13 protein-coding genes are annotated in these 22,015 nt (G+C 73.0%); 7 read left to right on the top strand and 6 right to left on the bottom strand.

Annotated elements, in window-relative coordinates:
* Positions 1–10: 10 nt before the first annotated feature.
* From GPA04_RS11810 to GPA04_RS11795, 4 genes are read right to left on the bottom strand one after another with little or no spacing between them, the layout of a single operon-like run.
* Complete coding sequence (locus GPA04_RS11810) at positions 11–5,824, bottom strand: carboxypeptidase regulatory-like domain-containing protein (RefSeq protein ID WP_156224312.1); 5,814 nt, start codon at positions 5,822–5,824, stop codon at positions 11–13.
* Positions 5,821–8,346: a carboxypeptidase-like regulatory domain-containing protein gene (locus tag GPA04_RS11805; RefSeq protein WP_156224311.1), complete on the bottom strand. Its 2,526-nt coding sequence runs from the start codon at positions 8,344–8,346 to the stop codon at positions 5,821–5,823. Before GPA04_RS11805 ends, GPA04_RS11810 begins: the two co-directional genes overlap by 4 nt.
* A gap of 2 nt (positions 8,347–8,348) precedes the next feature.
* Positions 8,349–10,562 (bottom strand): carboxypeptidase-like regulatory domain-containing protein, encoded by a 2,214-nt coding sequence (locus tag GPA04_RS11800; protein ID WP_156224310.1) that lies wholly within the window; start codon positions 10,560–10,562, stop codon positions 8,349–8,351.
* Positions 10,559–11,125: a Pvc16 family protein gene (locus GPA04_RS11795; RefSeq protein WP_162458594.1), complete on the bottom strand. Its 567-nt coding sequence runs from the start codon at positions 11,123–11,125 to the stop codon at positions 10,559–10,561. Before GPA04_RS11795 ends, GPA04_RS11800 begins: the two co-directional genes overlap by 4 nt.
* A gap of 140 nt (positions 11,126–11,265) precedes the next feature.
* Between GPA04_RS11795 and GPA04_RS11790 the strand changes: the two genes are divergently transcribed.
* From GPA04_RS11790 to GPA04_RS11780, 3 genes are all read left to right on the top strand, one after another.
* Entirely contained in the window at positions 11,266–13,239 is a 1,974-nt protein-coding gene (locus GPA04_RS11790) for an ATP-binding protein (protein WP_156224308.1), read from the top strand.
* Between the two features lie 114 nt (positions 13,240–13,353).
* Positions 13,354–16,620: an eCIS core domain-containing protein gene (locus tag GPA04_RS21150; protein ID WP_206674207.1), complete on the top strand. Its 3,267-nt coding sequence runs from the start codon at positions 13,354–13,356 to the stop codon at positions 16,618–16,620.
* Entirely contained in the window at positions 16,617–17,225 is a 609-nt protein-coding gene (locus GPA04_RS11780) for a type III secretion system chaperone family protein (RefSeq protein ID WP_156224307.1), read from the top strand. The genes GPA04_RS21150 and GPA04_RS11780 overlap by 4 nt, the downstream gene beginning before the upstream one ends.
* Here GPA04_RS11780 and GPA04_RS11775 read toward each other — a convergent pair.
* Together GPA04_RS11775 and GPA04_RS11770 are read right to left on the bottom strand one after the other, a co-directional pair.
* Positions 17,206–17,595: a DUF4280 domain-containing protein gene (locus GPA04_RS11775; protein WP_156224306.1), complete on the bottom strand. Its 390-nt coding sequence runs from the start codon at positions 17,593–17,595 to the stop codon at positions 17,206–17,208. The two genes, GPA04_RS11780 and GPA04_RS11775, sit on opposite strands and share 20 nt — an antisense overlap.
* 25 nt (positions 17,596–17,620) lie before the next feature.
* On the bottom strand, positions 17,621–18,118 hold the full coding sequence (locus tag GPA04_RS11770; protein ID WP_162458593.1) for a septum formation family protein: 498 nt from the start codon (positions 18,116–18,118) through the stop codon (positions 17,621–17,623).
* Positions 18,119–18,345: 227 nt separating this feature from the next.
* Between GPA04_RS11770 and GPA04_RS11765 the strand changes: the two genes are divergently transcribed.
* The 4 genes from GPA04_RS11765 to GPA04_RS11750 are packed head-to-tail and all read left to right on the top strand — an operon-like array spanning position 18,346 to position 22,006.
* On the top strand, positions 18,346–18,987 hold the full coding sequence (locus GPA04_RS11765) for an ABC transporter permease (RefSeq protein ID WP_156224646.1): 642 nt from the start codon (positions 18,346–18,348) through the stop codon (positions 18,985–18,987).
* Positions 18,980–20,218, top strand: a complete 1,239-nt coding sequence (locus GPA04_RS11760; RefSeq protein ID WP_156224304.1) for an ABC transporter ATP-binding protein — start codon at positions 18,980–18,982, stop codon at positions 20,216–20,218. The genes GPA04_RS11765 and GPA04_RS11760 overlap by 8 nt, the downstream gene beginning before the upstream one ends.
* Positions 20,211–20,981 (top strand): ABC transporter permease, encoded by a 771-nt coding sequence (locus GPA04_RS11755; protein WP_156224303.1) that lies wholly within the window; start codon positions 20,211–20,213, stop codon positions 20,979–20,981. The genes GPA04_RS11760 and GPA04_RS11755 overlap by 8 nt, the downstream gene beginning before the upstream one ends.
* Positions 20,981–22,006: a glycine betaine ABC transporter substrate-binding protein gene (locus GPA04_RS11750; protein ID WP_156224302.1), complete on the top strand. Its 1,026-nt coding sequence runs from the start codon at positions 20,981–20,983 to the stop codon at positions 22,004–22,006. The genes GPA04_RS11755 and GPA04_RS11750 overlap by 1 nt, the downstream gene beginning before the upstream one ends.
* The last annotated feature ends 9 nt before the right edge of the window (positions 22,007–22,015 follow it).

Genomic DNA, 22,015 nt, shown 5'->3' with positions numbered 1-22,015 from the left:
CCCGCGGGCCCTACGGCCCGGCGCCGTCCGTGCCGGCCCCGTCGGCGCCCGCGCCATCGGTGCCGGCTCCGTCGGTGCCCGCGCCATCGGTGCCGGCCCCGCCGTCCGGGTCGGTCCCGCCGTCCGGGTCGGTCCCGCCGTCCGGGTCGGTTCCGCCGTCCGGGTCCGTCCCGGCGTCCGGGTCGGTGCCGCCCTCGTCCGCGGCCTCGACGGCGACGGTGCTGACGACACTCGTGGAATCAGCCCATCCGGCCGGGGCGTCGTAGCTGGCCCGCACGGAGTAGGAGCCAGGCGTCCATCCGGTGGTCGCCACGGTCAGGGAGGCGGTGCCGCCGGAGAGCGGCACGGCAGGGCTGACGGTCGTCCACGTACCGGCCGTCCCCAACCGGTACTGCAGGGACACCGTGCCACCGGTCGGTGCCGGGCTCCCGGCGGGACTGGGCGTGACCGTGGCGGTCACCGACAGCGTCGCGGGGATGACGACCGGCGTGGTGGCGGTGATCGCGGTGACCGTGGTGATCGGGGCGGCGGTCAGCGTCACCCGGGCGAGCACCCGCGTGGTCGCGGCCGCCACGGCGGCGGGCGCGATGGTGGCGTCCCACGGGCCACCGGGGTCGGCGACCGTGAGGCTCCAGCCGACGGCCGGCACGTACAGCACGGAGTCGCTCGCACCCGGGATCAGGGTGGTGGTCACGGCGGCGACGCTGATACCGGTCGGCAGCGGCGCGACGGGGGAGGCGGTCGCCAGCACCTGGCCCGGCGGCGTGAGCGGCCCGGTCGCCGGCGCCACCTGCAGGCGCAGCTCGGTCTCCGCGACGCTGATGCTGGTCGTCACGGTCGCCGGGCTGCTCGGGGTGATCGTCACCACGGGGCCGAGGTAGCTCCCGTGGTGCCCGGCCGGTCCGGCCACCGAGGCCTGCCACGTGCCCGGCGGCACCTGCGTGAACGTGGCCGCGAACGAGCTCCCGGAGCGGCCCAGCGGCTGCGGGCCCAACGTCAGGTCCTCGCCGTCGACCGTGCCCTGCAGCGTGACGAGACCACCGGCGAGATCGGTGCCGCTGGTCGAGGTCACCGTGACCCGGACGGGTCGCGAGACGAGCGGCACGACGAGGTCGACGACGGCGCTCTGGCCCGAGAGCACCATCACCGTCTTGGTGGCGACGGTGCTCCAGGCGGCCTCGTCATCGGCTCGCTCCTGCGCCAGCACGGTGTAGGTGCCGGCGCCCACCTCCTCGAGCAGGTAGGCACCCGTGGCGCTGATCTCGGAGGCACCGATCTCGGTGCCCTCCTGCAGCAGCGCGACGCGCGTGAGATCACCCTCGCCGGGGAACGGCGCTGTCGAGCCGTCGTGCTGGGTCCGCAGCACCTGGCCCTGGATCGAGCCGGTGGGTGCGGTGATCGGCACCCGCAGGCTCGGGCTCTCGCCGGCCGCCACGCTGACTTGTGTGCTCAGCGGCATGTAACCGCGGCCGGAGAGGAACAGGGTGTAGGTCAGCGGCAGCAGGTCGCGGAAGTGGTAGAGCCCTTGGGCGGCATCGGTCTGGCACCCGGCGGCGCCTTCGGCGCACGGCACGGCCGTCACGACCCGCGTGAGGTCGGAGTACACCAGCTGGGCCTGCAGCCCGTCGATCGGGGTCGTGCCGTCCACGACCGTCACGAGCAGCGAGGCCGGAAGCGGTGCGAGCCCGATCGTGTCCACCGGAAGCGTCGCGCCGTTGACGGCCGTGACCGTCGCCGACGACGCGGGGTCGCTGCCCTCCGGGCGTGCGACGTGCTGCGCAGCGGTCGCCGTGACCTCCCACGCACCCGGCGCCAGCCCCGGCTCCTCGATCGTGCCGGTGATGGTGTAGTCCCCGTAGGAATCGGTCGTCCCGTCGAACTCACCGGGTCCGTCCACCTGGTCCGCGACCAGCGCGGCGCCCGGCAGCGCCTGCGACCAGGAGTCGCCCAGCACCGTGACGACCTCGCCCCCGATCGTGCCCAGCTGCTCGAGGCTCACCTCCAGCGGCACGGCGAAGGTCTGCCCTGCCGGGACCTCGAGCGGGCGGGCCGTGACCGGTGCGTACCCGGCGGCAGCGGCGTCGATCGTGTAGCTGCCGGAGGGCAGGGTGCCGAAGTCGAGCACGGTCTGCGTCGGCACCGCGGTCCGGGTGAGCACGATCTCGTTCGGTCCGCGCAGCGTCATCACCGCGCCGGGGACGGGTGCGCCGGCACCGTCCACCGCCATGATGCCGACACGGGCGTCCTTGAGCAGCTCCCAGTGCTGGTTCTCGGGGACCGCGGTGCCACCGACCCCGATCTGGAACGTCAGCGACGAGCTCGAGTAGCCGTCGAGCCGGGCGACGACCGTGTACCAGCCGGGACGGATCGAGTCGGGCGGAAGCGCGCGGTCGGTGAACGTGACGTCGCCGGACTCATCGGCCCGGAGCGACGGGCTGACGACGCCGGGCGGCGCCTCGGTGACCTCGAAGCGGACGTTCTCCGTGGCCCCGGTCGGCAGCACGGCGACAGTTCCGGAGAACTGCTGCGCCGAGGGGACGAGCAGGATCGTGGCGAGCGAGGAGAGCGGGACACCGTTCGCGGAGTAGGTCTCGAAGTCGTCGGCGCTGACACGGACGTCCACGAGGTTCTCCACGAGCCCCAGCGAGCTGGTGCAGCCCGGTGCGGCGGTGGTGCAGATCATCACGCCCCCGGTGCCGTCGGTGACGAACTGCGCCTCCTCACGCTGCGGCCAGGTGCCGGAGTAGCCGGTGACGCCGACGACGGTGATCGTCGCGTCCTCGACCGGCAGCGTGCTGCCTCCCGAGGTCTGATAGCTCACCTGCGCGAGGACGGCGGGGATCGTCGAGGCCAGCACGAGCTGGATGCTGATCTCCTGGTTGAGGCCGATCGCGAGCGTGGCGCTGGCGATCTCCTCGCCGTTCTGCTCGAGGGAACCGATGATGCTGTAGGTGTCGGGAGGCAGGTCGGTGAGCTGGGCGAAACCCTCGCTGTTCACCTGCACGGGCTCGCCGACCACCGCGCCTGTTGAGCTCTCGGCGCGCACGAAGTAGCCGTCGGCGGGGCTGACCGAACCGGCGCCGTCCGAGAGCAGCGCGGTGACCGAGACGATGCCGTGCCGTTCGAGCACCACGTCGTACCGCCGCACCTCGCCGGGGAGCAGGTTGAGGTTCTGCGGCGGCGGCGCGACGTACCCGCCGGTCAGACCCTCGATGCTGACGACGTAGGCGCCGGCACTGAGCCGGTCCATCCGGTACAGGCCGTCGACGACGGGTGCGCATCGTGCCGTCGCGCTGTGGCACTCGGGCACCTCCGCCCCGCAGGGATCGGCGATCGCCGGCGTGCCGGCCTGCCGGGCGACCACGCAGACCCCCGGCGGCAGCACACCGGTGCGGGGCAGGATGGCGCCGGTCAACGACGGCGAGGGCTCGAGGGCGACGGTCGCGGCCTCGGCCTCCGCACCCATCGGCACGGTCACGGTCACCCGCCCCGGCTCGTAACCGGGAGCCGTGATCGTGACGACGTAACGGCCGGGGAGCAAGCCGTCGACGGCGGAGCCGGTCGCCGGGAGCCGGTACGGGTCGTCCGGTTCGGCCACCGAGGTGATCGTGCGGCTGGTGCCGTCGAGGTCCTCGGCGGTCACCTGCGCCGTGATGACGCAGTCCTGGTCCTCGGCGAGGATCGGGCAGGTGATCTGGCCGCCGGTGCTGGCGTCGACGACGCGGCCCACGATCGTGGCCGTGGCCTCGAGGCCGTCCCGCGCGATCCGCCGCAGCACCAGGTCGACGTCGACGACCCCGCCGGGCCGGACGACGACCTCGGCGTAGGTGGTCTCGTGCCCGAAGGCAGCCGCGGACAGCACATAGCTGCCCGGCGCCACGCCGGAGAACCGGAAGGTGCCGGTGCCGTCGGAGGAGGACATGGTCTTGTAGACGGCGGCGGTGTCAGCCCCGTGGGTCAGCACCAGCCCCGCTGCGGCGATCCCCGCCCCGGAGTCATCGGTCACGGTCCCGGTGACCGCGCCCCCCGAGGAGGTGAGCGAGACCGTCCACCCGGAGATGCCCGCCGACGTCAGGCTCACCTCGCGGGTGACGGTGGAGTATCCGGTGCCGGAGATCGTCACCGTGTAGCTGGCCGGCACCGGCAGCCGGGGGAGCAGGAACCGGCCGGCGCCCTCGCCCGTGACCGTGGTGGCGGTCCGCGTCGTGGTGCCGTTGGTCGCGGTGACCGTGATGCCACCGAGGCCGCCGACTCCGCCGAGGCTGTCGACGCCCACGACCTGACCGCTGATCGCCGCGACACCGGCGTCCAGCGTGAGGTCGACCTCGCTGCTGCCGGCCGCGGCCAGCGAGACCAGCCGGGACTGGGTGCCGAGGTCCGCCGACTCCGCCGTCACCAGGTAGGTGCTGGGTGTGACCAGGCCGTCGACCCGCCATCGCCCGACCGCCCCCGTGGTCGCGGTGCGGGTCGTCACGGTCGTCGTGCCGTCGGTCAAGGTGATCTCGACGCCGCCGACGGGTCCGCCGGGTCCGGACAAGACGCCCGACATCGTGCCCTGGCCCGCCTCCATCGCCGTCTCGAGCGGTGTGGCCGCGAGCTCGGCGCCCGTCATCGCCACGCGCTGCGTCGCGAACCCCGGCTTCGAGATGGTCACGAGATAGCGCGCGGAGGCCGACAGCCCGGAGAGCGCCCAGACGCCGCTGTCGTTGGTGCGTGTCGTCAGGCGCTGGGTGCTTCCGACCGGCGCCATCGGCATCGCCGCCGCGGCGACCTTGCCCGGCGCGGCTGCGCTGCGCGAGGCGGGCGAGCCGTCGGTCAGGGCGGTCGACCACAGGCTGGAGGTCGGGACGACCTCGATCACCGTGCCGCCCGGGTCGGCGCCGGCGACCGTGCCCGAGACGCGGACGCCGTCGACGGGCGTCGAGCCCTCCTCGTCGCCCTCCTCGCCCTCGGCACCGCCTGCACCGTCGTCGCCTCCCGCGCCTCCGCTCTGTCCGTCGGCGTCGGCGCCGTCGGTGCCGCCTGCGTCACCGCCGTCGGGCCCCTCCGCCGCCGTCGAGCTGTCCTGGGTGAGGTAGTCGGAGATCCGTGGCATCGCGACCACGACGCCGGCGATCCAGAGCGCCATCACCGCGACCACGGCGGTCAGCCGGATCGCGCCGCTGCCGAGCAGCGCCCGAGAGCTGAACGTCCCCTGCGCCCGCCGGGGTGCCGCCCGCCCGGTCGCGACCACCTCGTAGGAGTACCGCTCCCGTGAGCCCGCCAGCCGTAGCCGCGCGCGCACGGTGGCCGGGATCCGCACGGTCTCGGCCGGTCCCAGCCGCACCGAGGGCTCGCTGAGCGCGATCTCGAGCCCGGCGTCGCTGGTCGCGTCGAGCATCACGTCGGCGACGTGCAGGCCGGTGTTGCCGACGACGACGTCGACCCGCTTGCGGCGCACCCCACGGACCTCGGCGGGCTCCACCGAGAGCACGACGTCGCTCGCGCCGTCGACGCGCAGCGTCGCGTCGGCCACGGTGCGCCCCGCCCCGCTCTCGATGATCACGAGGAACGGGTAGTCGCCCGGCGCCGCGCCGGCGCCCGGGGTCAGCACGAGCTCCAGCGTCACGGTCTCGTCGGCGGCGACCGCGTTCACGATACTGACCGCCGGGCGCCAGCTCTCCTCGAGCCCGAGGATGCTGACCTGCAGGTCGCGAGCATCGGCGGCCAGGTTGCGTGCGTGCAGCCGCAGCGTCGCCACGCCGCCGGCCGTGGTGTGCGAGCCGGCCTCGATCGTGACGCTCGGAGCGTCGGGTCCGCTGCGACGCGGCGGGGAATCGGTCACTGGGGCTGCTCTCCGACCTCGATGTCGACCGTGCGGTCTTCGCTCGCATCGAGCGTGAACGGCGCCGAGGAGCCGACGACGGTGCCTCCGGTGGTGCGGATCTCGACGACGTAGTGCTCGGGCGCCTCGATGTCGTCGAGCGCGTAGCCGCCGGAGGCGTCCGTGGTGGTCTGCGCCACGGGAGCGGCCGAGGTGCCGTACTCAGCCGCCCGGTACAGCCACACGGTGCGGCCCGCCAGCGGCTCACCGCCCTGGGTGACCACGCCGGTGATGCGCGCGGGTGCGACCAGCACGGGGTTGAGCGTGCGCACCTGAGCGGCGCTCAGCACCACGATCTCCGAGGTGGTGCGGGTGCCGCTGCGCGCGAACGTCACCGTGTAGGTACCCGGCGGCAGGTTCTCGATCCGGTACACCCCGACGTCGCCCGAGGGTGTCGACGCGGTCGTCACGATGCGCTCGACCGAGCCCGAGCTGATGGTGACGACGACGTTGCCCACCGCCTGGGCCGAGCCCTCGCCACGGGTCTGCGTCACCCGGCCGGTGAGCACGGCGGTGGCGGAGCGCATCGTCGCGTCCACCGACGTGGCGCTCGCGGCACCGGCGGTGACCAGGCCGAAACCGTCGAGGCTGACCGACAGCACGCGTGACTCCAGGTCGGTCCGCGAGAACGTCACCGTGTAGTCACCCGGTACCCGCAGGCCGGAGAGCTCCCACGAGCCGACCGGGTCGGTCGAGCGCGTCACGGTCTGCAGCGTGGTCGCGCCGTCGGAGACGGTCACGGTGACCCCGCCCGCGCTGCTGCCGGGCACGGTCACGGTGCCGCCGAGGGTGCCCTGGTCGCGTCCGAGCACCACCGAGACTCCGGTGAGCTGCTGCCCCGGGGTGAGCGAGAGCGTCAGCGTGGCGGTCGCGTAGCCGTCGGCGGAGACGACCACCGTGTAGGAGCCCGGCGTGGGCAGCCCGCGCAGCACGAACCCGCCCACCGGGTCCTGCGTCAGGCTCACGGTCTCGACCCTGGCCTGGCCCGCGGTCGCGACCACGCCGGCCCCGCCGATCGGGCCGTCGGGACCGCTGACGGTGCCCTCGATCGAGCCGTCACCCACCAGCAGCGCCAGCTCGATGCCGTCACGGCTCTCGCCGGCGGCCAGGTCGAGCCGCTGCGCCGAGGGCGCGAAACCGGGCTTCGTGACGACGAGGTCGTACACGGCGGGGGAGGGCAGGTCGGCGATCTCGAACGTGCCGTCCTCGCTGATCGGCACGCTCCGCACGAGCGCGCCACCGCCCGTGGTGGTCGACGGCACCTCGCCCGCGACCGGGTCGACCTGACCGGCCAGGGGTGCGACCTCCAGCGGCAGCTCGACCCGGACCGTCGCCCCACCCACGTCATCGCCGACCACGGCCCCGCTGACAGCGGCCGGGACGCCTCCGACGATGACCACGAGGTCGTCCAGGCTCTGACCCTCGACGAGCGTCAGCGGTGTGGCGTCGGCGGCGGCGCCGGCGGTCGGGTACCAGACCTCGGCGAAACCCGCGCCGCGGACCCGGAGCAGGACCTCGCCCGCAGGGAGCCTGGCGAAGGTGAAGGCACCCGCGTCGTCGGTGGCGGTGGTCGTGAGCGGGGTGCCGGGGTCGTCGGCGGCGAACAGCTCGACCGACACCCCGGCCGCCGGTGCCCCCGTGCTCAGCTCGACGACCGAGCCGCCGACCTCCGAACGTCCCGTCTGCGACGTCGCCTCACGGGCCTGGGCGACCTGCAGCGCGAGGTCGCGATCGGCGGCGGTGCGCTGCACGATCGAGCTGAGCGCGATCGTGATCACCGTCGCGAACACCGTGATCGCCACCAGCAGCCCCATCAGCCCCAGCAACCCACGCGAGAACATCGGCTGCTGGATGAACATGCCCGCCACGGCCGGCGGGCCGTCGGTCTCCCTGACCTGCGGACCCGCGGCCCGCACGGTGAAGGGACGCAGCGCGGCGTCCCCCACGAGCGGTCGCCGTGCCTTCACGGTCAGGTCCACGACGGCGCTCGAACCGGGGGTCAGCCGCAGCTCCGGCGGCGTGAAGGTGAAGGTGGTGCGCGCCTCGGGGTCGACGGCGTCCAGGCGCAGCAGCTGGGTCGTGTTGCCCTCGTTGTGCACGATGGCGGTGTAGCCGCCCGTGCTGCCGCCGGTCAGGGTCGGCGGATCGAGCTCGATCGAGCTGCGCGGCGCCGCCGGGATCTCGAGGATCGCCTCCTCGACGACCACGTCGGCAGGGTTCTGCAGGTCGGTCACCTGGATCGACAGCGCCCGGTCGCCCGCGGGGGACTTGTCGGGCAGCCGCAGGCTCAGGCGCGCCGTCGTCGACTCGCCGGGGAACAGCCGGGGCTCGGGCTGGTCGAACCCTGCCCACTCGGGGTCGACGCCCAGGACGCGCAGCGAGTAGCCGCCGATCACCTCGCTGGTGTTGGTCACGGTGACCAGGAGCTCGCTCGACATCCCGGGGACGACGGCGACCCGACGGGGCGCGACATCGACGTGCATGCTCAGCCCCCGCTCGGGAACGGGAGGTCGACCTGCGCCGTGCTGCCCTGCAGCACGGTCACGATCGCCGTCGTCACGACACGGCCGGAGCTCACGACCGTCACGGCGTAGGTGCCCGGCCGGAGGTCGGGGATCAGGTAGGAGCCGGAACCCTCGGACCCGGTCGCCGTCGAGACCGTGCTGTGCACGGTGCTGCCGTCGGTGGCCTCGACGCGGACCCCCGTCACGCCCTGACCGCCGTCGGTGACGCGGCCCTGGACCGCACCGAGCATCGTGCTGAGGGTGACCCGGATGTCGCCCGGTGGCCCCTCGGCCAGGCTGACGGGGACCGACGCAGGCGCGTACCCCTCCTTGGTGAAGGTCAGCGTCACGGTGGCCGAGCCCTGCACGCCGGTGAGCGTGAAGGCACCGACGTCACCGGCGGTCAGGCTCGTCGCGCTGACCCCCTCGGAGGTGCCGCCGGCCACGACCGTCACGCCGCCGACGCCCTGCCCGTCGGTCCCCACGACGTGACCGGAGATGGTTCCCACCCCGCCGGTCAGCAGCAGCGTCACGTCGCTCTTGGACTCCCCGGCGGCCAGGGCGACGACGACCGTCTGGGTGCCGTAGCCCTCCTTGCTGGCGGTCAGCACGTAGGTGGCCGGTGTCGGCAGGCTGGGGATCACGAAGGTGCCGACCCGACCTTGGGTGGGGGTCCCGACGACGATCTCCTCGCCGTCGAGCGTGGTCGAGACCTCGACGCCGCCGAGCGCGGCGAAGCCGTCGGTGACCGTGCCCTCGATCTGACCGAGCCCGGCGCCCAGGGTGATGTCCAGCGCCAGCCGCTGCTGCCCGCCGAGCACCTGCTCGGTGATGGTGGTCGGCTGGTAGCCGGGTGCCTCGAAGGTGAGGTCGTACCTGCCGGGCGCGACGAGACCGGGCAGTGCGTAGCTCCCGTCGGCGGCCGCCTGCACCTGCATCGGGGCGGCTGCTGCGTCGTCGCCGGCGAGCCAGACGGGGACCGCCGTCACGGTGACGACGACGTCGTCCTCACCTCCGGCGTGGACCATCCCGGTGATCGTGGCGAGGTCCCCGGCCACGACGAGGTCGATGTCGGTGGTGACCTGCTGCGCGGACGCCTGCACGCCGGTGGCGCCCGCCGAGTCGGCCGCGCCGGGGTACCAGACGGTCTCGTAGCCGTCGGCGGCGACCCGCAGCAGGTACTCGCCGGGGAACAGGCCCGCCAAGGAGTACGTGCCGTCGGCCTGGGTCGCGGCGGAGGAGACCAGCACCAGCCCGTCGGCCGACGTCCGGAGCGCCTCGACCGTGAGCCGGCCCACGCCGACCGGGTCCTCGGCGCCCTGCACCGTTCCGGTGATGGTCGCGCCGACGCCGGCGGGCAGCAGGCCGTCGCGCGGCAGCGCGCCCGCGGGAGCCGCCCCCGCGGCCTCGCCGGGGACCTCGGTCGCGGCGAAGAAGGAGGGGGGCGCGACCTTGGTGCCGGGGTCGGCGCCCAGCACCGCGCGCATCCCCACGGTCACCGCCACCGCCCACGCCGCCAGGATCACCAGCAGGATCAGCGCGGTGATCAGCCCGCGGCCGAACGTCGAGCGCTGCTTGAGCGTGAGCGCCACCTCGGCGGCGGCGCCCTCGGCCTCGGCCACCACACGCAGCGGCCGGTCCCGGTCCGCACCCAGCAGCTGGCGGGGCCCGCGCGCCGACACGGTCGTCACCGCGGTGCGGCCGATCGGGACCGAGAGCGTCGAGGGCGTCAGCGTGGTCCGCAGGCTGCGGTCGGTGTCGACCACGCGCAGCGCCAGGTCGAGCGGGGTGTTGCCCTCGTTCGCGACCGTGACCGTGAACAGCGCGCGGCCACGGGCGCGCACCACCGACGGGGTGGCGCTCGCCGACACCGCCGGCTGCGGCGGCACGACGACCTCGAGGTCGTGGTAAGCGTCGGTCGCGCCCGCAGCCCGACCCTCGACGACCAGCGTCACGTGATAGGTGCCGGCAGGGAACGTGGCCGGCAGCCCGATGTGCACCTCGAGCGCACCCTCGGACTGCGGGAACAGCGTCAGGTGCTCGGGCTGGCTGCGCACGGTCGCCGAGGCGGGGAAGCCGAGCACCCGCACGCTCAGCGCGTCGATGACCGCGCTGGTGTTGACGACGTCGAGCGGGATCGTCCCGGACTCCCCGGGAGCGATCTCGGCGCGCTCGACGGTGCTGGCGACCCTCATGGGCGGCGAGGCTCCGGGATGGGGAACGCGCGTGCGCTGATGCGGTCGACCAGCGGCGGGGCGGTCTCCCACGGGTAGGCGTCGGCAGCGACGGTCGCCTGCAGGCAGAACGAGGCCTTGAGGTGGCCACCGACGGCGCTCCACACGTCCCGAGGGCGGTTGTGCTCGTCGCTCTCGACGGCGAGCTGGACGGCGGTCTCCAGCGCACCCTCCTCGGTGCTAGGGATGATCGGGTTCGTGAGGAACCGGAGGAAGACGTCGCCGAGCAGCTCGTGCTCGTCGCGCGGCGAGCCCGCCCACGCGCTCACGAGATAGGTCAGCTGCACCATCGGCAGCGCGAATCGTCGGGTCACGAGCCCGTCGGTGCGCTGCGGGGCCTGGACCCGGGGCGGTTGCGGTGATCGCGCCACGCCGTACAGGAAGACGTTGACCGTCAGCCGGTTGACGGTCGCCGACCACGTGGTCGACGGAGCCTCGAAGGAGACGTCGCCCTGCTCGCGGCTGAGCGGCAGCGTGCGTCGCAGGAGGTCTTCGATGCCTTCCTCGACTGCAGAGATCAGCACCATTTCTCCCTTGCTGCGGCGCCGTGCCAGAGCGTCCTCGTCCGCGGCTGCTTCAGGCTAGGAACGCGTGCGGCACCGAGCATCGGTAATCGCTACGGAAGTTCCTCCAGGAGGCTCCGCGGCTGTGCCAAGGTGCAGCCATGACCGCGACCGGCAGCCTCGTCGACGGCGTGCTCACCGCGTGGGAACGTGCGGTGGACCGCCGGGAGAGCGCCGGCGGCTGGGAGCCTGCTGGCGCGGCCCGCAGCAGCCTGGCCGCGCTGCAGGCCGACGCCGAGGTGCTGCGCACCCTCGAGGTCCGACTGACGGCGCTGGGCGACCGGTTCGGGCTCGAGCACCGCGAGCGGATGCTGCTCGCCGTGGCGGTGCTGCCGGAGGCCCACCCCAGCGCCCACCTCCTCGCAGGCCTCCTCTCCGGCGACGCCGGTCCGGCGCGGCCGAGCGTGGCGCTGGGCTGGGAGTCGGCCGCGACCGGGACCGTCGACCCCGACTCCCACGCGCTGCTCGACGCCGGCGGCGTGCTGCGTGCCACCGGCCTGATCGCCGTCGAGGGCGACGACGTGCTGCTGTCGCGGCGGCTCCGGCTCCCCGACCGCGTGCGTGCGCACCTGCTCGGTTCCACCCTGGTGCCCGAGGAGGTCGTCCGCGTGCTCGCGCAGCCGCGCGCCGTGGACGTGGAGGGGTTCCGACAGGTCGCGACCGCGCTCGAGGCGGGGGAGCCGCTGGTGTGGGTGCACGCACCGGCGGGGACGGCCGGGGCCGCCCTCGCGGTGGCCGCCTGCCGCGAGCTCGGCGTCGGCTGCCTGGTGGGCGATCTGGACCGGGTACCGGGGGAGGGCGCGACCGGGTCGGACGGATCGGAGCCCGACCAGGGCCCCCGCGCGGCGCTGGTGCGGCCGACCCTGCGCGCGCTGGTTCTGGAGGCGTCGTTGGAGGGCTCGGTCCTGGTGCTCCTCGGAGCCCAGCACGCGGCCGGCCACCTGGACCTGCTCGAGCGAGCCGTGGTGCCGGTCGTGGCGGTGGGACGCACGCCGTGGGACCCGCACTGGTCGGACCGGCTGGCCGCGACCGTGCCCGCGGGGCGGCTCAGCCGCGCCGAGCGCGAGGACCTGTGGCAGCACGCGGTCGGCCCTGCCGGTGTCGCCGAGGAGGTGCTCGCGATGCGGATCACGCCGGAGGAGATCGACCTCGTCGGTGCGCGCGCGCGCTCCGACGCGACGCGCGCGGACCGGGCGCCCTCGGTCGAGGACGTGCGGGACGCGGTGCGACGGCTCGGCGCCGGCCACCGCTCGCGCGTGGGCGCCGCGACCTCGCCGGCGACGCTGACCGACCTGGTGCTGCCCGACCACACCCGGCGCGAGGTCGAGCGCTTGATCGGCTGGGCCAGGGACCGGGACGAGGTGCTGGGGCTGGGCGACCTGCAGGGCAAGGGTGGCAAGGGCACCGGGATCTGCGCGCTGTTCTCCGGCAGCCCCGGCACGGGCAAGACCCTCGCCGCGCACGTCGTCGCCGACTCCCTCGGTGCCGACCTGTTCCAGGTCGACCTGTCGACCGTCGTCGACAAGTACATCGGCGAGACCGAGAAGAACCTCGAGCGGACCTTCGCCCGCGCGGAGTCGCTCAACGCGGTGCTGTTCTTCGACGAGGCCGACGCCCTGTTCGGCAGCCGGTCCTCGATCAACGACGCCCACGACCGGTACGCCAACCAGGAGGTCGCGTTCCTGCTGCAGCGGATGGAGGCGTTCGAGGGCATCACGGTGCTGGCCACCAACCTCCGCGGCAACCTCGACCCGGCGTTCGCCCGCCGGCTGCACTTCATGGTGCACTTCCCCGACCCGGACGCGCCGACACGGCTGCGGCTGTGGGAGCACCACCTCGCGCAGCTGCCCGGGACCGACCCCGAGGACCCGGTGGACCTGGAGCTGCTCTCCGGTGCCCTGGAGATCGCCGGCGGAGACATCCGCAACATCGTGCTCGCGGCGACCTACGACGCGGTGGCCGCGCGACGTCCCGTGGGCATGGGCGACCTGCGGCTGGCGTCCGAGCGCGAGATGGCCAAGCTGGGCCGCCGCATCGGCGACGCGCGCTGGGGCAGCGGCCGCGCCCGCGGCTGAGGCGAATCTCGGTAGCCGTTACCGATGCCCCCGCGTGGCCCTGCGCGCCACGCTGCTACCAGCGGGGTCGGCCGTCGGGAAGACCCTGCGCGCACGGCGGCGGACGGAGGGCGTATGAGCACGCACGAGACCCGGGCACACGTGCCTGCGGGAACGACCCGCGCGGTCCGGAACGAGGACGCCGCCTCGGCAGCGCCCGCGCCGGCCGCACCGGTGCCGCTGGCGGGGGTCGCCGCCACCGAGGGCGGACTGGTCGTCGGGCGTGCGGACGATCCCGCCGAGCACCACGCCGACCGACTCGCCGACACCGCGCTGGCACGCCTGCGCCGGGATCCCGGTCCCGAGGCGAGCCCCGAGGCGCACGAGGGCGCGGAGGCCCATCGCCACGGTGCCGGGTGCGGGCACCTGCGGCGGTCCTCGACACCGGTGGCGCTCCCGGGCGCCGCGGTCGGGCCCGCGGGCGGTGCGGTCGACGGCGCGCTGTCGGGCAGGATCGAGGCGGCCCGGGCCACCGGAACCGGGCTGGGCGGCCTCGAGCGCACCCGGATGGAGAGCGCCTTCGGTACCTCGCTGTCGTCGGTGCGCGTGCATCGCGGGGGTGAGGCCTCGCGCCTGAACCAGGCGATGTCGGCCGAGGCGTTCACGGTCGGCGACGACGTGTTCCTCGGGTCCCGCGCCGCGGCGGGCGGGCCCGCCGCCGAGGGGATCCTCGCCCACGAGATCGCGCACGTGATCTCGGAGCCGGCCGGCACCCGGGCGGTCCGGCGGAACTTCGTCACGCGCCTCTTCGGCAAGGAGGAGCTGACCGAGGAGGAGAAGCGCGAGCAGGCGGAGAAGAAGGCCGAGGAGCAGCGCGCCAAGGACGAGGAGAAGGCGCGCAAGGCTGCCGCCAAGCAGAGCAAGAAGACCGAGAAGACCGAGAAGAAGAACCTCAGCGAGTCCCGCAAGCAGGGCAAGGCCGGCCGCGCCGCCCTGGGCGACGCCATCTACCGTCCGGGTCTGAGCGGTGACGACGACTCCGGCGTCCGGATGGCCGCCGTCAACAAGCAGTTCCAGGAGGCGCTCGACTACGAGACCGGCCTGTTCAAGACCCTCCTGCTGCCGCGCAGCCGGCGGTCCGGGGGCCAGCCGCTCAGCGAGCAGGAGGCAGCGGACCAGGCCTATCACGAGACCTGGCACGTCAAGTACCGCGCGCTGGAGTCGGTGCGACCACCGCGTGAGACCGCCGCGGAGCGGCTGGTGATCCAGGTGCGTCGGGTCCGCACCGATGGTGCGGTGCGGCAGCAGCAGCTCGAGGACGACACTTCCGCCGACACCGCCACGATCAAGCTGCGGATGCTCGGCAAGAACGTCGAGCTCGCCTACGAGCGGATGGCGGTGCTGCGCGGGGAGCTGCTGGCGAAGGACCCCTCGCTGCATCCCGCGCTGGCGCAGGACCAGGCAGCAGCCACCGTGCGCGCGAGCCTCGAGGACAAGCTCGCGGACCAGATGCCGCCCAAGGACGGCGCGCTCGACGTCGCCGCGTGGGCGCAGGCCTCCGAGCGCGTCGCGGCCAAGCAGCGGCAGGCGCAGCGAGACCGCGACTCGATCGAGACCTCGCTGATGCTGCTGCCGCAGGACAAGCGCGCGGAGAAGCAGCAGGAGCTCGACGCCACCCCGGTCGCCTTCCAGAAGAAGGAGGACGACGCCCTGACCCAGGGCAGCGCGGTGCTCAAGGACGTCCAGACCTACGGCGGCGCCGCGATGACGGCGATCAACGTGGTCGGCGGCGGCATCGCCGGCCAGATCGGCAAGCCCCAGGACAAGAAGCTCCGCGAGGAGCAGGGCATCGAGAAGACCAGCTACGGCCCGGTGCTGCCGTCGAAGATCGACCAGGGCATCTCGCAGGCCGTCCGGGACAGCCGGCAGGCCCACGACTGGAAGTCGAAGGACCAGCTCAACGGTCCGGCGGCGCTGCCGATGTCGGACGCGACCAAGGTCAAGACCGGCTTCGGCCAGGTCGCGGGCATCTTCACCAGCCTGCTCGGCGCCGTGCAGTCGGCCTTCGCGATGGTGACGTCCATCAAGTCGGCGTGGGAGAACAACGACGCCTACGAGGGCCTGAAGGCCACCAAGGCGGGAGCTGCCGGTCTCGACGGGCTGGTGGGGGCCGCGAAGCAGACGGCGAACCTCGCCAAGCTGATCGACTCCGGTGTCTCGGCCGGCGTCGCCAAGGTCGTGCCGGGGCTGGACATCGCCTCGGCGGTGCTGTCGATCGTCAAGGCGACGATGGACGTCACGATGACGGGTATGCGCCAGCGCGAGACCGACGTCAGCATGTTCGGCGCGCGGGCGCGCTCCACCGACAAGGTCGACGTCACGGTGTACCCGTTGATGAAGGTCTCGCAGGTCTACACCAAGCAGCTCGAGAACCACTGCTGGACCCTCGGTTCCGGGATCGGCGACCTCGTGCTGTCGATCGCGCAGCTCGCCAGCGGTGGCGGGTACGGCATCCCGCTCGCCATCAAGTCCGGCAAGGCCGTGCTCGACAACCTGCACGCGCTCGGGCACTTCATCGCGGACAACGTGCTCGCCGCGATGGCCAAGCGCGCTCAGAAGGAGTCCGAGCTGCTGCACCTGGAAGGCGCCGCCGAGGACGAGCTGAAGCAGCACCCGAAGATGGCGGTCGACGGCATCGTCGTGCGCGCCGCACAGGGTGACGAGGTCGCGCTCGAGTTCCTGTCCCACTACCGCGTCGAGGGGAAGCGGATCACCGCGGCGTACGTGCAGCAGATCACCCCCTCGTCGGTGCGACCGGGGAGCGATCCGGAGGAGGGCGGCGGCGAGCACAGCATCCTGCTGGCCAAGATCCGCACGGCGGTGCTCGGCTCGATGAGCACCAGCGCGGATCCCAAGACCACCTATGACGAGATCATGGGCCATCTCGAGCAGGCGAAGGGTGTCCGCAAGACCGTCGGGGACACGGTGGCGTCGGCACGCACCACGTGGAAGGACACCGGGACGCTCGCCCAGCAGCGCAACGACCTCGCCACCAAGGGTCACCTGGGTGACAACGCGAAGACCGACCGCGGCTTCGGCTGGCGGGTGCGGATGTTCCTCTCGAGCGAGAAGCGCGGCAAGCTGACCGAGCGCACGCAGGCCTACGCTGACGTCGAACCGTTGCCCAAGGGAGTGATCGCCATCATCGGAGACACCGCACTCGGACGCCACACGTCCCAGGCGGACCTGGACGCCTGGACGGATCAGCTGACGCTGGCCGACCTCGAGGCGGAGCTCGCACGCAAGCCGCGACGCAACTCGCCGGCAGGCATCGAGCTGATCCGCGACCTGATCAAGCTGAAGTCGGGCTCGTCCGTCCCGGCCGGGGCGGGCGCCCCGTGACCGACGCCGGTGAGGGCACCCCCGGGACGGCGTCGACCGTCGACGTCAGGGCCGCGTACGCCCAGCTCGACGGCGTCGAGCCCACCTTCCTGAGGGACGTCGCGGTTGCGCTCGTGGTGAGCGGGCACGACCTCGAGCTCGACGTCGACCTCGCCACGGTCGACGTCGACGCCGCCGACCCGTGGGTGGGCCGGGTGCTGGGTGTCGTGCGTCCGATCGCGCGGAGCGTCAGCTTTTACGCCGTGCACCCCACGCCGGTGCCGCCGCCGCTGCTGCCGCAGGCGGTCGAGCTGGCGATGCGGGCGACCGACGCCGAGTTCGACGTCGCGTTCGAGGTCGACCTGACGTCCGGGACGTTCGCGGCCCGCAGCTCGGTCAGTCTCGGCGACGTGGAGATCTCCGTGGACGTGCTGGGCGGCCTGCTCGGCACCGCGCTCGACGCGGCCGAGAGCCGGCTGCTGCGCTACCGGGCGGCGATCGAGGCCGTCGCCGCGGGCGAGACGAGCCCGGCGGACGCAGCGGCGAGCGCACGGGGCGCCGACCTCGACGCGCTGGCGGCCGAGCTCTCCACGCTCGACGCCAGGCTCAGCCCACCATCGTCCTGACCGTGCCCGGGTTGACCAGCTGGATGACCCCGCCGTAGACGCAGGTGCACATCGACCCGGCCGCCAGCGCGGGTGCCCCTCCGACGAGGGTCCTGGTCGCCGTACCGGTCCAGGGTGTCAGCACAGGCACGCAGGGCATCGGGGTCAGCACCCCCATCGCGGCCGCCGTGGCGGCGACCACGGTGGGGTTGGACGGCGAGCTGCACAGACCGAACGAGGGCACGTTGGCCATCGGCAGGTTGTCCCGCATGGTCACGGCCGGCTTGCCCTCGATGAGGACGGTCGGAGACGCGAGCCCGACCACCGCGGACGTCGCGGCCCCGAACGGACACATCAGCGTGCCGCCGGTCGCGCCTGCTGGTCTGCCCATCGTGGTTCCTCTCGTCGGTGCGCCGTCACCAGCCGGTGCCGGCCACGGACTGGCTGAGGTCCTCGCCGGTGGTGGTGATCAGGCACAGCACGGTGCGGTCGTCCTCGGCCTGCCAGCTGCGCGCCGACGGGACGAGGTAGGTGAAGAACAGCTCGGAGTCCCGGTAGTCGACGCCCACGTAGGCCGCGAACTGCTCGGCGCACGCGCCGTCGGCGAAGTCCTTCAGCAGGGCATCACCCGGGAAGGTGCTGCCCGCCTGCTCGGTGTCGGTGTCGCTGCGCTCGGGGAAGTCGACGAGCGCGAAGACCTCGAGCTGATGGGGCTCCTCGCACGGGACGGTGGCCACCTCCGAGAGCTCGACCGCCACGTCCTCGTGGCTCGGGGCCAGCACGCAGACGCCCGGCTCGAGGTCGAACACCGAGGTCGTCGAGGTGTCGCCGTCGAGGCTCGAGCAACCCGCCAGCAGCGTCGCCGCCACCAGCGCGAGCGCCGCTCGTGCTGCTGTGCTGTCTGCTCCGGGCACGGGCGCCGGCCCCCTTCTGCTCCATGGCGATCCCCGCCACCTCGACGCTACTCGGAGGGCCTCGTCGCGGGCATCGGTAGTCGTTACTGACATCCGGGGCCGGCCGCTCGGATGGACAGGTCCTCAGGGAGCCGCTAGCGTCTTGGGCCGTTCCTCCTGCGTGCGGGAGGGGCCAGCTGGGTACGGAACGTGAGATGTCATACGAAACCGATGGGGTCGGCAACAACATGGGCGAGTTCGTGACGGGTCGGGTCGGGGAGATCGCCTTCGCCTCGGTGCAGCATCTGAGTCTCGTCGCGCAGTCCCTCGTGATCGCCACCGTCCTCGGCGTCGGCATCGCCGCGCTCGTCTATCGCAACGCGACCTTCAGCGCCGTCGCGAACGGCGTCACCGCGATCGGGCTGACGATCCCCGCGTTCGCCCTCATCGGCCTGATGGTCGCACCGCTCGGCTTCGGCGTGACACCCGCGGTCGTGGTTGTCGTCTTCTACGCCGTGCTCCCGATCCTGCGCAACGCGGTGGTCGGTCTCGCCGGGGTCGACCAGGCGGTCGTGGAGTCGGCTCGCGGCATCGGCATGAGCCGGTTCCGGACCTTCTGGAGGGTCGAGCTGCCGATCGCCTGGCCGGTGATCCTGAGCGGCGTGCGCATCTCCGGTCAGATGGTGATGGGCATCGCGGCCGTCGCCGCCTTCGTGCTCGGTCCCGGTCTCGGTGGCCTGATCTTCCAAGGGCTCTCCCGCATGGGCGGTGCCGGGTCGATCGAGTCGATCGTCACCGCCGTGGTGGGCGTCATCGTGCTCGCCCTCGTGCTCGACCTCGCGCTGCTCGCCATCGGGCGGCTCACCACCCCGAAAGGTATCCGTGTCTGACACCGCTACCGCCCGCTCCGAGGGCGACGAGAGAACGATCACCGGCAAGGCGATCCGCCTCGAGGGCGTGACCAAGCGCTACCCCGGGCAGCAGCGCCCCGCCGTCGACGGCGTGACCCTCGAGATCCCGGCCGGTCAGGTCGTGATGCTCGTCGGGCCCTCCGGGTGCGGCAAGACCACGACGCTCAAGATGATCAACCGGCTGATCGAACCCACCGAGGGCCGGATCGTCCTCGGCGAGGAGGACGTCACCGACATCGACGGCGACGACCTGCGGCGCCGCATCGGCTACGTCATCCAGGCCGGTGGCCTGTTCCCGCACATGACGGTCGCCCAGAACATCGCGATCGTGCCCAAGATGCTGGGCTGGGACGACGCCCGCGTGAAGGAGCGCACCACCGAGCTCCTCGACCTCGTCTCGCTCGACCCCGACACCTACCGGGACCGCTACCCGAAGGAGCTCTCGGGCGGGCAGCAGCAGCGCGTCGGGGTGGCACGCGCGCTCGCGGCCGACCCACCCGTGCTGCTCATGGACGAGCCCTTCGGCGCGGTCGACCCGATCACGCGGCAGCGGCTGCAGGACGAGCTGATCCGCATCCAGCACGAGCTCCGCAAGACGATCGTCATCGTCACCCACGACTTCGACGAGGCGGTCAAGCTGGGCGACTGGATCGTCGTGTTCCGCGAGGGCGCGCACATCGCGCAGTACGACACCCCCGAGCGGATCCTGGCCGAGCCCGCCGACGAGTTCGTCGAGTCCTTCATCGGCAGCGGCGCCGGGCTCAAGCAGCTGGGGCTGCAGCGCGTCCGCGACGTGGACCTGGCCGAAGCGGTCACCGCCCGCCCGGGGGACTCCGCCGCCGACGCGCTCGCCCGGGCCGAGGCAGCCGGCCACGGCCACGTCGTCGTCGTGGACGAGCGCGACCGGCCGCTGAGCTGGCCGTCACGCCGTGCGCTGCAGCGGATGACATCGATCCCCGAGGCCGCCGACCCCAAGACCCCCGTGGTCGGCAGCGGCGCCACGCTCAACGACGCCCTCGACGAGATGCTGGTCTCCAGCGCCGGCGCCGCGCTCGTCACCGGCCACCGCGGCGCCTTCGTCGGCGTCATCACGGTCGAGGTCGTGATGGCCGCCATCAGCGCCGTGCGCGCGGCCGCGAGCGACGCGATGGCCGGCGCCCCCGTCGGCACCAACGCCTCGGACCCGGCAGCCAGGGGCAGCGATGGCTGAGGCGCTCGCGAGCCCGACCGACCTCGCGCCCACCAGGCGGGCATGGCGACCCCTGGTCGTCCAGGTCGTGGCGATCCTCGCCGCGGCGGCGGCCCTCGTGATCTGGTTGCTCACCGCCGACCTCAGCCCGGTCGAGCGGGAGACGCTGAACGCGAGGTCGTTGCTGCAGCTGATCGGCCAGCACCTGTGGCTGACGGTCGTGGGCACGGTGATCGTGCTGGCGATCGCGGTGCCGCTGGGCGTGCTGCTGACCCGAGGCCCGATGCGGAGGTTCGCCGGCGGCGTGCTCGCGGTCGCGAACTTCGGCCAGGCCGCACCCGCGGTCGGTCTGATCGTGCTGATCGCGGCCGCACCGTTCCTGCCCGACGGGTTCTGGGCGGCGATCATCGCGCTCGTCATCTACGCGGCGCTGCCGGTCCTGGGCAACACGATGGTCGGGATCCGCGGGGTCGACCAGCGCCTGGTCGAGGCCGGGCGTGGGATGGGCATGACGGCACCCGCGGTGCTGTTCCGCGTCGAGCTCCCGCTCGCCGTCCCCGTGATGCTGTCCGGGGTCCGCACCGCGCTGGTGCTGCTCGTCGGCACGGCGGCGCTGGCGAGCTTCATCAACGGCGGTGGGCTCGGGCTGCTGATCACCACGGGCGTGAACCTCTACGAGCTCCGGGTGCTGGTGACCGGTGCCCTGCTGACGGCGCTGCTGGCGCTGCTGATCGACTGGGCCGGCCGCGTGGTCGAGCACGTGGCCCGGCCGAAGGGGATGTGATGACCACGACCACGACCACGACCACGGGCACACGACGCCGGGGCCGCCGGCGCGCCGGTGGGGCCCTGGCCGCGCTCGCGGCGGGCTTGCTGGCGGGGTGCGGGCTGTATCCCGCGACCGCCTACACGCCACCGGTCGCGCCCGGGACGATCGATGAGATCGACGGGCTGCCCGAGGACGCCTCGATCACCGTCACCGGCAAGAACTTCACCGAACAGCTGATCCTCGGCAAGATCGCCGTCATGGCCGCCCAGGCGGCCGGGTTCCAGGTCACCGACCTGACCAACGTGCCGGGCAGCGTGCCCGTGCGCGAGCTGATGCTCTCGGGCGAGGCGGACGTCACCTACGAGTACACCGGCACGGCGTGGCTGACGTACCTGGGACAGGCCGAAGGCATCCCGGACCAGCAGGAGCAGTGGCAGGCGGTGCGGGACGCCGACCTCGAGAACGGTCTGACGTGGCTGACGCCGGGACCGCTGAACAACACCTACGCCATGGCGGTGCGCTCCGAGGCGGTCGAGGAGCTGGGCGGCATCTCGACGCTCAGCGAGATCGCCGACCTCCCGGTCGCGGAGCGCACGATCTGCGTGGAGGCGGAGTTCAACTCGCGCGCCGACGGGCTGGGGCCGATGCTCGATGCCTACGAGATCCCGCGCGGCACGCCCGAGGGGGTGCCGAACGACAACATCATGATCTTCGACACGGGCGCGGTGTACACGGCCACCGACCGGGGCACCTGCAACTTCGGCGAGGTGTTCACCACCGACGGCCGGATCGACAGCCTCGACCTGACCGTCCTCGAGGACGACCGCGGCTACTTCCCCGCCTACAACGTGGCTCCGGTGCTCAGCACCGAGACGCTGGAGGAGTACCCCGAGCTCGAGGAGATCTACGACCTGGTGACCGCCGAGCTGACCGACGAGCGGCTGCGCGAGCTCAACCTGCGCGTCGACGAGGGCGGCGAGCTCCCCGCCGACGTGGCCTTCGACTTCATGGTCGAGATGGGGTTCGTCACCGAGCCGTGAGCCACGCCC

The sequence above is a fragment of the Pseudactinotalea suaedae genome, assembly GCF_009733815.1.
GTDB lineage: Bacteria > Actinomycetota > Actinomycetes > Actinomycetales > Beutenbergiaceae > Pseudactinotalea > Pseudactinotalea suaedae.
This window is presented reverse-complemented; position numbering and strand designations above follow the sequence as displayed.

Bases quoted from the DNA above. Each gene is read 5' to 3' on its own strand.
- GPA04_RS11805 (WP_156224311.1), bottom strand. From the start codon at position 8,346: ATGCACGTCGATGTCGCGCCCCGTCGGGTCGCCGTCGTCCCCGGGATG.
- GPA04_RS11800 (WP_156224310.1), bottom strand. From the start codon at position 10,562: ATGAGGGTCGCCAGCACCGTCGAGCGCGCCGAGATCGCTCCCGGGGAG.
- GPA04_RS11790 (WP_156224308.1), top strand. From the start codon at position 11,266: ATGACCGCGACCGGCAGCCTCGTCGACGGCGTGCTCACCGCGTGGGAA.
- GPA04_RS21150 (WP_206674207.1), top strand. From the start codon at position 13,354: ATGAGCACGCACGAGACCCGGGCACACGTGCCTGCGGGAACGACCCGC.
- GPA04_RS11775 (WP_156224306.1), bottom strand. From the start codon at position 17,595: ATGGGCAGACCAGCAGGCGCGACCGGCGGCACGCTGATGTGTCCGTTC.
- GPA04_RS11765 (WP_156224646.1), top strand. From the start codon at position 18,346: ATGGGCGAGTTCGTGACGGGTCGGGTCGGGGAGATCGCCTTCGCCTCG.
- GPA04_RS11755 (WP_156224303.1), top strand. From the start codon at position 20,211: ATGGCTGAGGCGCTCGCGAGCCCGACCGACCTCGCGCCCACCAGGCGG.
- GPA04_RS11750 (WP_156224302.1), top strand. From the start codon at position 20,981: ATGACCACGACCACGACCACGACCACGGGCACACGACGCCGGGGCCGC.